This window comes from Marinirhabdus gelatinilytica (genome assembly GCF_003353425.1).
GTDB lineage: Bacteria > Bacteroidota > Bacteroidia > Flavobacteriales > Flavobacteriaceae > Marinirhabdus > Marinirhabdus gelatinilytica.
This window is the reverse complement of sequence record NZ_QRAO01000001.1, coordinates 1,119,493-1,133,300: the sequence shown is the minus strand read 5'-3', so window position 1 is coordinate 1,133,300 and position 13,808 is coordinate 1,119,493. Positions and strand designations below refer to the sequence as shown.

Genomic DNA, 13,808 nt, shown 5'->3' with positions numbered 1-13,808 from the left:
TACAAATGAAAATTGACAAAAATACTTTCGAAAGCACGTTTCAAGTACAAGGGAAAAGCCTGAAATTCATTAGCCTTGAAAAGGTTGCAAAGGAATATCCAAAAGTTAAAAGACTACCATTTTCAATTCGTATTTTATTGGAAAACGCTTTGCGTAATTATGATGGCTTTTTGGTCTCTGATAAACATATAGAAAACCTTATTAATTGGAATCCTAAAGGGAGTGATGCTTCAATCCCCTATAAACCAGCCCGTGTGTTAATGCAGGATTTTACAGGTGTTCCCGCAGTTGTAGATATTGCAGCTATTCGTTCTGAGGCTATTAGAAAAGGAAAGGATGGTGCCAAAATCAATCCTAAAGTGCCTGTCGATTTAATCATAGATCATTCAGTACAAGTAGATTTTTTTGGTACTGATTATGCATATAGAAAAAATGTAGAATATGAATATAAGCGGAATAGTGAACGGTATGAATTGTTAAAATGGGCACAAAACGCTTTTGAAGATTTTACGGTAGTCCCCCCTGGAATGGGTATTTGTCATCAGGTAAATCTAGAATATCTTGCGAAAGGTATCGTAATGAGGGATGGATGGGCTTATCCCGATACATTGGTCGGAACCGATTCCCATACACCAATGGTTAACGGCATAGGAGTTGTAGGCTGGGGTGTTGGAGGTATTGAAGCAGAAGCAGCTTTGTTAGGTCAACCCATTTATTTTTCAAGTCCCAAGGTTATCGGTCTACAATTAATAGGAAAACTACCCGAAGGTATTACGGCTACCGATATGGTGCTTGAAATAACTAATCAAATGCGCAACTATGGCGTTGTGGGGGATTTCGTGGAAGTGTTTGGTGATGGTTTAGATTATTTATCGGTACCTGACCGTGCTACCATCGCGAATATGTCACCAGAATTTGGCTGTACAATCACATACTTTCCTATAGACGTACAAACGGTACGGTATATGGAAAAAACAAATCGCAAAGAAGAGCAGATAGATCTCGTTGAAAATTATTGTAAGAACAATCTTTTATGGCGTACTGGCAAAGAAGACATTGAGTATTCAGATGTAATCACCGTTGATTTATCTATTTTGGAACCTTCCGTCGCTGGACCAAAACGTCCTCAGGATAAAATCCTAGTACGAGATTTGAAAAATCAATTCGGCAATCTTTTGAAAGAAGTACACGGTCGTGATTACATTCCGTTGGAAGAACGCGACACTTGGTATGAAGAAGGCGGTTCGGGCACTCGTTTCAATAAAAGATTTAGAGACCAAAAAGTAGCAGATGATGTAGAAATAAACATTGAAAACAAAACTCCTCTACAATCGGTCCGTATCAGCAAAGGAAATCAAGAATATGCATTAAGCGATGGATCAATCGTAGTGGCTGCAATTACATCCTGTACAAATACCTCAAACCCTTCGGTAATGATTGGTGCTGGTTTGGTTGCTAAAAAAGCGGTAGAAAAAGGACTTGATGTAAAACCTTGGGTAAAAACCTCTTTGGCACCGGGCTCAAAAGTTGTAACTAATTATTTAGAGAGAGCTGGGTTGTTACAACACCTTGAAGCCTTGAAGTTTCACGTAGTAGGATACGGATGCACTACGTGTATTGGAAATTCAGGCCCATTACCACCTCATATTGAAAAAGCCATCGACGATTGCGACCTTGTTGCGGCTTCCGTTTTAAGTGGAAATCGAAACTTTGAAGCAAGGATACATCCTAAAATACAGATGAACTTTTTGGCTTCACCAATGTTAGTAGTTGCATATGCTATTGCTGGGCGAGTAGATATTAATCTCTTAGATGAGCCTCTTACACAAGATATGAATGGTAAGGATATTTATTTAAAGGATATCTGGCCTACTCAACACGAAATTCAGGAAGCAATTGAATATTCTACTACCAAAGAAGATTATGCTCAAGAGTATGCTGTGATTTTCGACGGGGAAGAACAATGGAAAAACCTGCCTGCACCTACGGGTTTAAACTATGAATGGAAAGATGATTCCACTTACATAAAGGAAATTCCATTCTTCAAAGATATTAGTGAAACCCCTGAACCATTACAAAACATTAAAGGTGCAAGAGTGCTGATTAAGTTAGGCGACTCCGTCACGACAGATCATATTTCCCCCGCAGGCTCATTTTCAGAAGAGAGCCCCGCCGGACAATATCTAAAATCCAAGGGTATAGAAAGAGCGATGTTCAATTCATACGGCTCCAGAAGAGGTAATCACGAAGTAATGATGCGTGGCACTTTTGCCAATGTGTTTATCAAGAATGAAATTGTGTCAAAACAAGGTGGTTTTACTACCTATTTTCCCGAAAATAAGGAAATGAGTGTGTATGATGCCGCTATGAAATATATGGAAAACGATACTCCCTTGATTGTACTGGCCGGGAGTGAATACGGTTCCGGTTCTTCGCGTGACTGGGCGGCGAAAGGCGCAAGTTTATTGGGTATAAAAGCGGTCATCGCTAGTTCCTACGAACGTATCCATCGATCTAATTTGGTTGGAATGGGTGTTTTACCTCTGAAATTCAAAAAAGGGGAAAATGCTAATTCTTTGGGATTATCTGGACACGAAACTATATCCATTACCGGAATAGAAACTGGTCTTAAACCAGGTAAAGAATTAAATGTAACTGCTCGAAAAGAAGACGGTTCAGAAATTACATTTAAAGCACTAACCAGATTGGATTCGGAGATCGAGGTGGAATACATCAAACAAGGGGGCATTTTACAGTATGTTCTTAGACAGTTTTTAAAGGAATAAAAAAAAGAATTCAAAAAATATTAATAGTATTTTTTTCTGCGGTTAGCTAAGGCTTCATCTTGGTTTCTTAAAACCAGTGATACTATTTTTAAATTCAAAAAATATTTTGAAAATAACTTCTTTTAAACTTTGAAAAACCTCTTTGAACAGCTCTCTCATAACCTCATTTTTTAATTTGAAAACTACTTAAAATAGACAACGCAATAGCCAATACATTTTCCTCCTCAGTAAGGTGTAGCGCTTCATTGCTATTAGACAGGAAACCCAATTCTATCAATACAGTAGGACAATAACCTACTGATTCACGTAACACTTGAAAGTTGGCAAACTTTACACCCCTACTCTTGAAACCAATATTTTCCTTTAGTCCCTTTTGAAGTTGATATGCCATTTGAATGGATTCCCGAATATATTTCCCTTGTTTTGGCACAAACACTTCTACACCCTTTGCATTTGAGTTGATGGAATGATTGCAGTGCAGAGAAACAAATAAGTCGGCATTAAACTTCTTCGCCAATGCTGCCCTATCTTTTAAGGAAATCAAAGTGTCCTCATATCTTGTGAGGTAGATATCATAAGTATTTCCAAATAGACTTTCATTCAAACTTATAATTTCCTTTGAAACGTTGAGCACTTTATCCTTTTCACGAATTTCATTAACACCAACGGCACCCGAATCACTTCCGCCGTGGCCAGGATCTATTATAATGATCGTTTTGCCATTCTTATGTGATTGACCAAAACCTAAATTCGGCATAAGCCAAAATGTAAAGGCTATCAAAGTGACTAATCGAACCATAATTTTTTCTTTTGCTACACAATTTTCAACGAATTAGTCATTTCCCTAAGAATTTTACAAAGTTTAACAACATTTCAAGTTAAAGTTTGGAGATTTTCTACTCTCAGCTTCTTTTCCTAATAGATTTCGCAAAGTTTATTCATACACTGCCTTCACAATCAACATTATAAGGGCATTAAAACAAACATTATGAAAAAATCATTGCTTCTATTATTGGCACTCTCATTGATTTCGGCTCCAGCCTTTGCACAACTTGGGGGTATTGAAGATTCGGTAAACGACATTGGAGATACTATCCGGGCCATCTTCCCCATTTTGCTTGGGGTTATCTTCCTTGTTGGTTTCTTATTTAATGCCGGGCATTTCTTCGGCGAGAATGCGGACCTCAAAAAAGGGATTACTAGAGTGCTTGTATTCGTACTTATCGCAGGTGCAGTCGTGGGAATCTTTACGTACCTAATCTCAATCGTAGTATAATGAAACGGTTCGAGGTCTATAAAAACATCAGAAAAAGGGCGGTCATTTTCGGGCTGCCCATTTCGCTGTTTGCCTTGATGATGATTTCAATTATAGCATCGCTCTTGGTCATCATCTTCTCTTTCAGCTTTGGGATTATTATAGGTGTGATGGTGTTTAATTCAGGATTGTATATCGCTCTAACAAGAATTGCGAACAACCCACAGCTATTCCAGACCGCCAAGGTTTTTCCACAAATCATTAGTAACAAAAGAAACTCAGGGTTCGATTATGAAAAAGATTAACCTTTCGGCATATAACCCAATTGCAGATATTCAAGACAATATCATTTTTGCCAATAATGGCAACGTAGTGATATGCTTTAAGGGAAATTTACCCGAAATCTATTCGCTATCTGCAACCGATTTTGAGGATATACACGGCGCTTGGTTTCAGGCGTTAAAATCGTTGCCTGTTGGCACGGTTGTCCATAAACAGGATATTTATCTGAAGAAATCCTATTCTTCACGACAATTGCCCAATACTACCTTTTTGGAAAAAGCCACCCACGAGTATTTTAAAGGGCGTGAGTATATCGAACATAAGTGTTTCTTATTCTTTATCCTGACCAAAAACAAGGCACTCAATAATTCAAAATATGTCAATCCATTCCGAAAAGTTTCAAAAGGGATTGTACAGCAACTCGATGATAATGTAAACAGTTTTATTGGTTCGGTAAGTGATTCTATTTCCTTTATCAATAACAGCCGGAAGATGGAGTTTGTTCCGCTTAAAGCTGAAGAAATCCAAGACCTGACAACTGGGTATTTCAATGGATTTAACGAAGGCTATGATACCGATATACTTTTGGAAAAATCCAATATGAATATTGGTGAAAACCACTTTGATGCCCTTGCCATTAATAGCGAGCTATGTTTTGGCGAAAGTGTACAGAGCAGTAAAACTAATGAACGGTTTACTTCAGATGATTTTGTATTCCATCAGGGATTTATCGATGGCCTTGGTCTGACTTTGAACGAGAACCACATTGTTAATCAAATCCTTTATCTGGACGATAAACAAAAGTGGCGAAAGTTACTCGATAAGAAAATCGAGGAATTGAACAAGAGTTCCAATTTTGGCTCACAGAACAAAGTAGTACTGGGAAAAATCCAGCACATCCTTGACCAAATCAATGCCGATGACAACGCACGAATTATCCGTGGGCATTTGAATATTGTGTTTTGGTCTAAGGATGTCAGTGAATTAGGGAAAATAGGCTCTAAGATAAAAACCGAATTTAAGGAACTGGATATCATCCCATATTACCCAAGAGGCGAAGAACGGAAGAATTATATACTGAACAGCTATTGCTGTTTTTCATCCAACTTCTCTAATTCAGACTTATACGTAACCGATTTAAAACACGCACTCTGCCTGTTCATCAATAACACCAACTACAAAAGTGATGCTACCGGAATCATCTTTAATGACCGTGAGCATAATATTCCCGTTCTTAAAGATGTTTGGGATGAACGAAAAAAACGCATCAAAGCTCGAAATTTTGCCATTTTCGCCCCAACGGGCGAGGGAAAATCGTTCTTGGCAAATAATATTCTACGTCAGTATTTTGAAAGTGGTGTCCGACTGGTCATCATTGATTTAGGCGGCTCGTACACTAAGTTTGCCAAACTCTATTCCAGAAAGTACACCGTTCTAAGATATGAAAGTGGAAAGAATTTGGGCATCAATCCTTTTTATATTAGTGACACAAACGACTTGACACCAGAGCGTTTAGAAGATTTATCTGTGTTTCTCTTTGAGTTATTCGCATCAGATTTAAAAGTAACCAAGGCACAATCGGTTTCCATTAAAAAGATTCTTCGATACTATTATAAAAATACTCCCGAGAATCATTCCTTAGATAGTTTCTATCATTTTATTGAAAGTAACCAAGGAAGCCTTTTAAAGCAACTTAAAATCCATCCCGACTACTTCAATATTACAAACTTTTTACACATAATGTCAGAGTATGTCGGCGATGGTCTATATAGCTTCCTTTTTGAAGTGAGCGAAGACCAAACCTATAAAATTGAAGATAAACGGTTGATAGTTTTTGAACTGGATGAAGTAAAGGACAATAAAGAAATTTTGTCTGTTATGCTGAAACTAATCAAATCTGCCATCCAAAGAACGATTTGGAAAAACCGTGCTGAAAAAGGAATCATCCTTTTTGATGAGTTTGCCAAGCAATTGAAGTTTGAGAACGTACTGGAAAGTGTAGAATTTTATTATCAAGCAATTCGAAAGCAAAACGGTGCCATTGGTATTATCCTTCAGTCGATAAACCAACTGCCCAACAATTCCACTTCAGCAAGCATACTTGAAAACACACAAGTAATATATAGCCTGAATAATGAAAAAGGATATACGGAACTGGTCAAAAGGCTCAACCTATCAAGCCACGACCTAAACCAATTAAAATCTATCAAAAACAACCTTTCCGGACCACGCAAGTACACCGAAATGTTCATCAAGATTGGCAAAGAAAGCAACATTTTTCGTTTGGAAGTTCCGAAGGAAGTCTTCGCAGCTTACCTCACAGACGGACAGGAAAATGAGGAAATAATGAGGCTTTACGAAAAGCATCAAAATATGGAAAAAGCAATCACTGAATATTCATCTAAAAATTAAATAATATGAAATCGAAGATTCACGAATACCTAAAAAAATGTTTTACAATGAGTAAAACAAAAATCTTAATTATCACAACTGCAATAATTTTTTTATTGCCTGCACGTGCTACGTGCCAAGGGATGCCTGTCTATGACAACACCAATTTTATCAGCTTGGTAAAATCGCTATTGGAATCTGCAAAACAGACGAGCCAATTAGTCAAATCTGTAAAGTTTCTGAAAGATGCAAAGGAAAGCATCGAGAAGGTTTCCAGTGTAGTACGGCAGCTTAAGGCTGTGCAGGAAATTGGGCAAAACAACCAACGCCTTATAGACGTAATGCAAAATGACTTACAGGACATTTTGAATTCGCCCTACATCAAACCAGACGAAGTCAGCCGAGTCGTGGAATCATTCGATGCCATTGTACAAAACTCTTTGGACACTGTAGATTTTATTGATGAAATCTTATCGAGTGATTACCTAAAAATGACTGATGCCGAACGTGCGGAAGTTCTCAAGGAAAAGGAAATGCAGTCTACTGAAATGGTGGCCGATGTGATGCTAAAAACAAAGCGCTATCGGGATATCATTTCCTTCAGAAAAATGCAGGACAAAGTAAATAACCGCGAAACCAGCTATTAATTATGACCGCCGCCATAGCTTTAGGGATAGGGCTGGAATACATTGACACAGTGTTTCAGACAATACAGGCCAGCGACTTCTCGCAATATACCATTGCAGGGATGAAAACGCTTGCCGTATTGTTCTTTCTGGTCAATATCCTTAAAAAGTACAATGAGGGCATAGCAGATAGGGACGGTTATACGTGGGGATTGAGTCCAGGGGAGCTGGCTAAAAATTTTGCAGTAGTTCTTCTGGTCATTTTCTCAACTCAAATACTCGGCTTTTTTGACGGAATTCTCGTTTCAATTGAAAGTGAATACCGTAACACGGCTCCTGCGCTCCTTCCGCTTCAAATGCAGGACATTCCTATTGAAGAAGATGTGAGCGCATTGGAAGCCGCCAGAAAGGCAATGGCATTGCTCTATGAAGCTTTAGTTACACCACTATATGGTTTTAAAATATTTGCCTTTTTGATAAGTCTTTTTCTCTGGATTTTGGATTTGTTCATTTATCCACTATTCTTGGCCGAGCGCTTTTTTCTGTTGGGCATAATGCAGACTTTCTTTCCATTGGTTATTAGCTTGGCAGTATTTGAGAAATTTCGCTCTATGGCCTATAATTTTTTCAGATTGTATGCTGCGGTTTATATGCTCGTTCCGGCATTCTTCCTGGTCAATATCTTTATCAATGCTATTTATACCGAAATCAACACCAATTTCTGGGTCAACCTTTTCGGCACCGATACAGGGCAAGGGTTCTTCGCTCCCGTGGTAGAGCTTGGTTCTGTAGGCTTTATTGTATTCCTGAAATTCAAACTTTATAAACGGGCTACATCATTTACCCTAAGACTATTTACACAATGAAAACACCGTATAAAAATATCTATTCAGTACTCAAACTCAATCGCTTTATCGTGCTTGCTGTTGTCATTGGTTCGACACTTTGTAGTGTGTTTGCGATTTGGATGACGGTAAACATTAATAACAAGGCAATGAACAGTGCATTTGCCATCAATACCGATGGTTCTATTATCCCACTCAAGCTCATTGCCCAGAAAGAAAACTTTAGGGTCGAAGCGCTCGCACATTTGGAATTATTCCACACTTATTTCTACAATATCGATGCGAGTAATTATGAAAGCAATTTGAAAAAGGCACTTTGGTTGGGCAATAGTTCGGTGGATAACTTATATCGCCAAAAGAAAGCAGACGGTGTTTACAATCGGCTACTACAATATTCCTTGGTCCAAAAAGTATTGAGCATCGATTCTCAAATCGAAGAACAAGACGGGGTTTATGCCTTTAGAACCGTAACAGTTTTTGAAATTAACCGTGGTTCTATTATCGACACCTACGAGCTGGTTTCCACAGGGAAACTGATTACCGTAAATCGAAATTTTCCTAACAATCCCCACGGTCTTTTAATCACAGATTATTTTGAAAACACTCTTAAAAAATTAAACGATGAAAATTGAGAAGAATAAAATAGTATTCGCATCAGTACTGGCGGTGGTTGTGATATTCATTATCGCATACGCAGTATCAATGATGGGCAATGATGAAACTAAAAACGAAAATCTAAAACAGACCTTGGTGCCCAAACTGGGCCAGGAACAAAAGGAATATGAATCAAAATTGGAAGCCATCAACGATTTAAAAGAAGTGCGAGAGACCAACGCACCCAGCATTTACGACGAAAAGTTGATTGACTCTCTGGGATTCTACGACCCTGACCTTCCCGAAAAAGAAAAAGAACGCATTGTGGATAGTATTTACGATGCCGGAAGAATTCAATACTCAAGTAGAACCTACCAAAATATAGGTGCGCGAAAAATTGTGGCAAAGAATACTTCGGAAATAGACTCTACTGAAATACTTGCGGAACTTAAAATTGAAGCTAAAGAATTGGGATTAGAGCACCAATTGTTTTTCGCTTCAGCTCCAGATAAAAACGATGTCTTAATAAACGCAAATACAGATTCTGAAATATTGGCGGTTGTTGATGGCGACCAAGTCGTCAAGGTAAATTCCCGATTACGAATGCGGTTGATGAATACAGCCACTATCAATGGCAAAGTAATTTCTAAAAACACCCCCATTTTCGGTTTTATAAAATTCCAGCCCAATCGTGCACTCATTGAAATAGAAAATATAACGCATCATCCCACCAGATTAAAAGCTTTCGATCTTCAAGATGGCAGTGAAGGAATTTATGTAGAAAACAGTTTTCGGGAAGAAGTCAGCAGTGAAGTTTTAGATGACATTATTCAAGATATCAATATTCCCAGCGTACCCCAAGTGGGTGGTGTGACTAAAGTGCTTCGTCGTAAGAACCGGAGCATAAAAGTTACTGTGCTCAACAATTACAAACTTATTTTAAAGCCTAAATTATGAAAACATATATTCAAATTATATTTCTGACAGTAATTTCTTTTTCCACATTTGTGAGTGCACAAACGACAGAAATGTTGGATACAATCTATGCTAATGACCAAAAAAATGTTGCCCTATTTTTTCCAGAACCCATTCGGCAAGGAATCACAGGTTCCGAGAATTTTGTGTTTACCTATAATCGAGAAAAAGAGCAATACTTTGGGTTGCTACAAGCGAAGCCCGGAAAAGCAAGTAATCTGTTAGTAATCAACAGAAATGGTTCAATTTTTTCGTATATTGTAAGGTATAAAAAGGAGCTTTCCAAGCTTAATTATTTTATTCCAAATTCTAAAAGCATAGGTAATGAAAAGCCTTTAATTTCAGCAACTACCCAAAAGGATTCGATTCAAGAAAAGGTAGATAACAAGACATATTACTATCAAAAATTCTGCTCTTATCTTCTCGAACGAAAGCAAAAAATTGGAAGAATAAAAAACCGGGAGGAATCCATTATTTTAAGTGTTGAAAACATTGTTTTTGATAACGAAGAGCTCTATTTCGTTGTCCAAATTGAAAACAAATCTACTTTGGATTACGATTTAAATTTCTTAGACCTTTCGCTGTTCACGCGGCAAAAGGGCAAAAAGAAATCTTTACAAAGACTGTATCAAGAGCCCATTTACAAACACAAGTTGCCTTTAAAGGTAAAAGAGGGCCAAACGGCAAAATTTGTGTATGTGTTGCCTAAATTTTCGCTCAGTAATGACCGCAGGGCCATACTTGAACTGAACGAAAAAAACGGGGAACGAAATATTGAATTAAAAATATCGCATAAATACATTAATAACCCAAATTAGAATATTATGAAAACATTGATCACTCCCCTAATCGCATTGTTATTGATTGCCTGTATAGAGAATCAAACAGCCTCGCATACCGATACAGCAAAAGTTGTAATTGAAAGCTTTTACCAGGGCGATAAAGCCACATTAAAGAAGCATACCACCGAAGAAACCTACGCCAATTTTATGACTATCCAAGACCTTTATACAGAAGATGGCGCTTCAAATTTTAGTGTCTTAGAAGAAACATCTGACGGGAACACGGCTTGGGTAAAGTTTAGAACTTCTTACACCGACGAACCTGAAACTTTTAAACTCTTTAAACAAGATGGCAAATGGAAAGTTGCTGAAAGGGATAAAGGGGAGCGGGCGCCATTTTAATCAATGCTTAACTTCATCTGCCAACCAAATACCATACTTTTTCCAAAGCTCATACATTACCAACCATTCAGATATCCAAGGAATGACATCTATAAAATTCAAATCTAAATTTTGGGGAAGATCTTTTGGATAATACAAACATAAACTATTGCCAGGGTATAAATGGGGAGTTTTACCAAATTGAATTTGACTGTCATTTACTACAAAAATTCTTTCTTTTCTTAATATATCATTGATATCATAAACGACCAATATTTCATACTCTTTTTTGCATCCATTTGGCTTGATTTTCCCTTTACCTAAGAGCTTGCCATCTTTGACGACTGTAGATATCCAAGGAAAATGTTTTTCAACATAATGTTGCTGAATGTAAGCAGCTGTAATCTTTTCATTACGGATTACTTTAAGTTTCCTATTTATATCAAAATTAACCCCCATAATTTCTATGCGGTTTACTCTCATAGCCGACGTCAGGAGAAATATTTCCTTTCGAATCCACATAGTTCTTCCTAGATAATATTGTCAAGCCTGTCTTTTCGAGTGTATCACTTTTACCTATGGATAAGTTTTCCAACTGAGCCTTTAAAATAGTTTTAGTTCTCGTACTACCAAAAAGCTCCTCAGCAACTCCAAAATTTCCTTTTTTAAGTCGCTCCCACTTTTCTTTATAGCTTTTGGCGAAAGCAATAAATTGAAAATAAAACTCCTTATCCTTATCCCATTTATCTGTAAAATCTTCTTCTGGATTAACTGGGTTTAGAACTTTAATTCTTTTGTATATTCCCCGATTTTCAAAAAGTAGTTCATAGTCTGAGTAACTATTTATAATACGGCTTAAAACGTTATCTATGGTTTCATAAATTGAGGCCTCTCCTTGATAAAATTGCCCGAAGATTGTAGTTAAAACAATACTTGAAGTTCTGTGTTTTGAATTATTTTCAAAAAATATATCTCGGTAACGCTTGGTTAGTTGGACAGCCCTTTTCAAAGGTTCTTTTGAATAAAAATCTTCCTCTGGCAAATCTTCCTGTTCAGCTTTTGCTTCAGCTAAAGTGACAAAGTTTTCATATGCCTTTCTCAATAAAATGGGTTGGCGAACATCTTTCGCTATATTCAAAAACCAACCTATATAACCCTTTGGAAAAGTAGATGTCCAAGATGCCAATTCACGATCTGGAACCATCAATTTGTCTTCGTTCTCAATGACAATACACCCTGGAAGTATGTCCAAATGAAAATCGCCAGAATAGTTTATTCTTGCACATCTGTTTTTAGGCATTAGTTTAGGGCGATAAACATCGTTGCCTCTAAAAACTCGGATTAAATGATTATAAATTTCTGAGGATGTATAGTTATAGTACATATCTCTAATATGTACAACTATGTCCAAATCAAATTCATCTTTACCATAAGGTTTCGTGGTTGTTCCAATGGCCTTTGAACCTTGCGGATATACCACAAAATCGACCTTTGAGAAAAACACAGGGTCTGCTTTTAAAACATCGTAAATTGCGTTGTATGCAGATTCCATTCTACTGGATCTGCTATTATCCAACTCAAGTGATTCAGCCATTCTTGCGAGTAGGTCTTCTCTTTGGAAGCCTTGATTGTATAAGTATTCTTGAAAATTCATCTATATTGTAAATTTTGTGTGTTGTCCTATTTTTAATTTATGGTTATTGAAGCATTCCTTTTCAATTTCGTCCTTTGTGACAAATGCATAGTGCTTAGTAAAAGTCTTTTTTGCCAGTAGTTTGTTCAACTCTTCAAATTGCTCAGGACTGAGTTCTATCTGAAATATGTCGTATATGAGAGTATGGTATTGTTCGCTTTTGAACCTATTTTGCTTGCTAAGAATGTTCTCGTGCGAACACAAATACTCAGCACGTATTGTTTGGAAATTTTCTTGACTTACAATTTTAGTTTCCAACAGTTCTTCATAAAACTCTCGCCATACTCCAGTCTCTCTGTCTTTTCGAGACTTGAACCATCGGATTATTTCTGGAACGTGTTTTGCCTTTACAAAAAAACGTAAATCATCAGGGTTTTTCTTGTCAGATTTCGGGTGTGCTTCCCACTCCTTATAAATATCCTTATTCCCAATGATTTTATAAACTCCTCCCACAGGCTGGTATTGGTCAACCTTTGACCCTTTTACCAAAAAATACCGTTCAGCACCTGAGAGTTTTATTCTCATTAGATAGCTTAATGACACATAGGTTTCCTTGTTGGGAATAAAAATAGAACACCTCACGGCGGTCATAAAATACTTACCTTGGCATTTGATGGTTTCGTAAATTCCCAACGCGCAGGTTGATAAAATAGCGAAAGCACAAGTAACGAGTATTTCTCTGTGGAAATCTGTTACTGGACTTAAATAGAAATATCTATAGACTAAATAGCCTACAGCAATAAATAGCACAATTGCGTACCCGAAAAATCTCTTTAGCTCCTTACTCATCTGTGGCAATCAATTTTAAGAAAACAGCACTTGCCAAAATGACAAATCCAGTAGTGACTTGACTGCTTTCCAATCTTCCAAATTGCACCCAATTTGCGAAATGCTCACAGTTGAAATTTATTAAGCTATAGCTATGCCCTAATTTTGAATAAGCCCGATTGACAGCTTCATTACGCTGAAAATATGAGCCGCTAAAGCTTCGAACTCCAATAGGCTCGTAATCTTGGAATAACCTCATTAGTTCGTAATATGGCAACTCTTTAACTCCATCAGAAAGGTTTCCCACAAAAGTATTGTTTCCCACATATACGATATAGTGGTTAAGGATCCGTCCGAGACCTTTACGCTTTTTTGCTATTATTACATCTCCAGCATAAAGCACTGGCAAATTGGGTAATGTATTCATCAT

15 protein-coding genes are annotated in these 13,808 nt (G+C 37.3%); 10 read left to right on the top strand and 5 right to left on the bottom strand.

The window, feature by feature from the left end; all coding sequences use genetic code 11:
• Positions 1 to 5: 5 nt before the first annotated feature.
• The gene (acnA, locus tag C8D94_RS05170; protein ID WP_115122800.1) at positions 6 to 2,786 is read left to right on the top strand and encodes an aconitate hydratase AcnA; all 2,781 of its coding nucleotides are present in this window, start codon (positions 6 to 8) and stop codon (positions 2,784 to 2,786) included.
• Between the two features lie 163 nt (positions 2,787 to 2,949).
• Here the strand turns inward: acnA and C8D94_RS05165 are convergent, their stop codons facing one another.
• On the bottom strand, positions 2,950 to 3,585 hold the full coding sequence (locus C8D94_RS05165; RefSeq protein ID WP_115122799.1) for an N-acetylmuramoyl-L-alanine amidase family protein: 636 nt from the start codon (positions 3,583 to 3,585) through the stop codon (positions 2,950 to 2,952).
• Between the two features lie 189 nt (positions 3,586 to 3,774).
• Between C8D94_RS05165 and C8D94_RS05160 the strand changes: the two genes are divergently transcribed.
• Genes C8D94_RS05160 through C8D94_RS05120 form a run of 9 tightly spaced genes read left to right on the top strand, consistent with a single transcriptional unit; the run spans position 3,775 to position 10,938 of the window.
• Positions 3,775 to 4,062, top strand: coding sequence for a hypothetical protein (locus C8D94_RS05160; RefSeq protein ID WP_115122798.1), 288 nt, complete (start codon positions 3,775 to 3,777; stop codon positions 4,060 to 4,062).
• Positions 4,062 to 4,346 (top strand): hypothetical protein, encoded by a 285-nt coding sequence (locus tag C8D94_RS05155; protein WP_115122797.1) that lies wholly within the window; start codon positions 4,062 to 4,064, stop codon positions 4,344 to 4,346. Before C8D94_RS05160 ends, C8D94_RS05155 begins: the two co-directional genes overlap by 1 nt.
• Positions 4,333 to 6,735, top strand: coding sequence for a TraG family conjugative transposon ATPase (locus C8D94_RS05150; RefSeq protein ID WP_115122796.1), 2,403 nt, complete (start codon positions 4,333 to 4,335; stop codon positions 6,733 to 6,735). The genes C8D94_RS05155 and C8D94_RS05150 overlap by 14 nt, the downstream gene beginning before the upstream one ends.
• A gap of 47 nt (positions 6,736 to 6,782) precedes the next feature.
• Entirely contained in the window at positions 6,783 to 7,361 is a 579-nt protein-coding gene (locus C8D94_RS05145; RefSeq protein ID WP_115122795.1) for a conjugal transfer protein, read from the top strand.
• A 2-nt stretch (positions 7,362 to 7,363) separates the two neighbouring features.
• A complete protein-coding gene (locus C8D94_RS05140) occupies positions 7,364 to 8,206 on the top strand; it encodes a hypothetical protein (RefSeq protein WP_115122794.1) in 843 nt (280 codons plus the stop codon).
• A complete protein-coding gene (locus C8D94_RS05135) occupies positions 8,203 to 8,817 on the top strand; it encodes a conjugal transfer protein TraK (RefSeq protein WP_115122793.1) in 615 nt (204 codons plus the stop codon). Before C8D94_RS05140 ends, C8D94_RS05135 begins: the two co-directional genes overlap by 4 nt.
• Positions 8,807 to 9,736 (top strand): conjugative transposon protein TraM, encoded by a 930-nt coding sequence (gene traM / locus C8D94_RS05130; RefSeq protein ID WP_115122792.1) that lies wholly within the window; start codon positions 8,807 to 8,809, stop codon positions 9,734 to 9,736. Before C8D94_RS05135 ends, traM begins: the two co-directional genes overlap by 11 nt.
• Positions 9,733 to 10,572 (top strand): DUF4138 domain-containing protein, encoded by an 840-nt coding sequence (locus C8D94_RS05125; RefSeq protein ID WP_115122791.1) that lies wholly within the window; start codon positions 9,733 to 9,735, stop codon positions 10,570 to 10,572. Before traM ends, C8D94_RS05125 begins: the two co-directional genes overlap by 4 nt.
• Positions 10,573 to 10,578: 6 nt before the next feature.
• Positions 10,579 to 10,938: a Tim44 domain-containing protein gene (locus tag C8D94_RS05120; protein WP_115122790.1), complete on the top strand. Its 360-nt coding sequence runs from the start codon at positions 10,579 to 10,581 to the stop codon at positions 10,936 to 10,938.
• Here the strand turns inward: C8D94_RS05120 and C8D94_RS05115 are convergent, their stop codons facing one another.
• From C8D94_RS05115 to C8D94_RS05100, 4 genes are read right to left on the bottom strand one after another with little or no spacing between them, the layout of a single operon-like run.
• Entirely contained in the window at positions 10,939 to 11,376 is a 438-nt protein-coding gene (locus C8D94_RS05115; protein ID WP_147278496.1) for a hypothetical protein, read from the bottom strand. It abuts the gene before it with no gap.
• Positions 11,366 to 12,571, bottom strand: coding sequence for a nucleotidyltransferase domain-containing protein (locus C8D94_RS05110; protein ID WP_115122788.1), 1,206 nt, complete (start codon positions 12,569 to 12,571; stop codon positions 11,366 to 11,368). The genes C8D94_RS05115 and C8D94_RS05110 overlap by 11 nt, the downstream gene beginning before the upstream one ends.
• On the bottom strand, positions 12,572 to 13,399 hold the full coding sequence (locus C8D94_RS05105; RefSeq protein WP_115122787.1) for an SMODS-associated NUDIX domain-containing protein: 828 nt from the start codon (positions 13,397 to 13,399) through the stop codon (positions 12,572 to 12,574).
• Positions 13,392 to 13,808, bottom strand: coding sequence for a lecithin retinol acyltransferase family protein (locus tag C8D94_RS05100; RefSeq protein WP_115122786.1), 417 nt, complete (start codon positions 13,806 to 13,808; stop codon positions 13,392 to 13,394). Before C8D94_RS05100 ends, C8D94_RS05105 begins: the two co-directional genes overlap by 8 nt.

Excerpts from the sequence above, each read along its gene's own strand:
- C8D94_RS05155 (WP_115122797.1), top strand. The coding sequence starts at position 4,062 with ATGAAACGGTTCGAGGTCTATAAAAACATCAGAAAAAGGGCGGTCATT.
- C8D94_RS05100 (WP_115122786.1), bottom strand. The coding sequence starts at position 13,808 with ATGATGAATACATTACCCAATTTGCCAGTGCTTTATGCTGGAGATGTA.
- C8D94_RS05150 (WP_115122796.1), top strand. The coding sequence starts at position 4,333 with ATGAAAAAGATTAACCTTTCGGCATATAACCCAATTGCAGATATTCAA.
- C8D94_RS05110 (WP_115122788.1), bottom strand. The coding sequence starts at position 12,571 with ATGAATTTTCAAGAATACTTATACAATCAAGGCTTCCAAAGAGAAGAC.
- C8D94_RS05105 (WP_115122787.1), bottom strand. The coding sequence starts at position 13,399 with ATGAGTAAGGAGCTAAAGAGATTTTTCGGGTACGCAATTGTGCTATTT.
- C8D94_RS05135 (WP_115122793.1), top strand. The coding sequence starts at position 8,203 with ATGAAAACACCGTATAAAAATATCTATTCAGTACTCAAACTCAATCGC.
- acnA (WP_115122800.1), top strand. The coding sequence starts at position 6 with ATGAAAATTGACAAAAATACTTTCGAAAGCACGTTTCAAGTACAAGGG.
- C8D94_RS05115 (WP_147278496.1), bottom strand. The coding sequence starts at position 11,376 with ATGGGGGTTAATTTTGATATAAATAGGAAACTTAAAGTAATCCGTAAT.
- C8D94_RS05160 (WP_115122798.1), top strand. The coding sequence starts at position 3,775 with ATGAAAAAATCATTGCTTCTATTATTGGCACTCTCATTGATTTCGGCT.
- C8D94_RS05125 (WP_115122791.1), top strand. The coding sequence starts at position 9,733 with ATGAAAACATATATTCAAATTATATTTCTGACAGTAATTTCTTTTTCC.
- C8D94_RS05140 (WP_115122794.1), top strand. The coding sequence starts at position 7,364 with ATGACCGCCGCCATAGCTTTAGGGATAGGGCTGGAATACATTGACACA.
- traM (WP_115122792.1), top strand. The coding sequence starts at position 8,807 with ATGAAAATTGAGAAGAATAAAATAGTATTCGCATCAGTACTGGCGGTG.
- C8D94_RS05145 (WP_115122795.1), top strand. The coding sequence starts at position 6,783 with ATGAGTAAAACAAAAATCTTAATTATCACAACTGCAATAATTTTTTTA.
- C8D94_RS05120 (WP_115122790.1), top strand. The coding sequence starts at position 10,579 with ATGAAAACATTGATCACTCCCCTAATCGCATTGTTATTGATTGCCTGT.
- C8D94_RS05165 (WP_115122799.1), bottom strand. The coding sequence starts at position 3,585 with ATGGTTCGATTAGTCACTTTGATAGCCTTTACATTTTGGCTTATGCCG.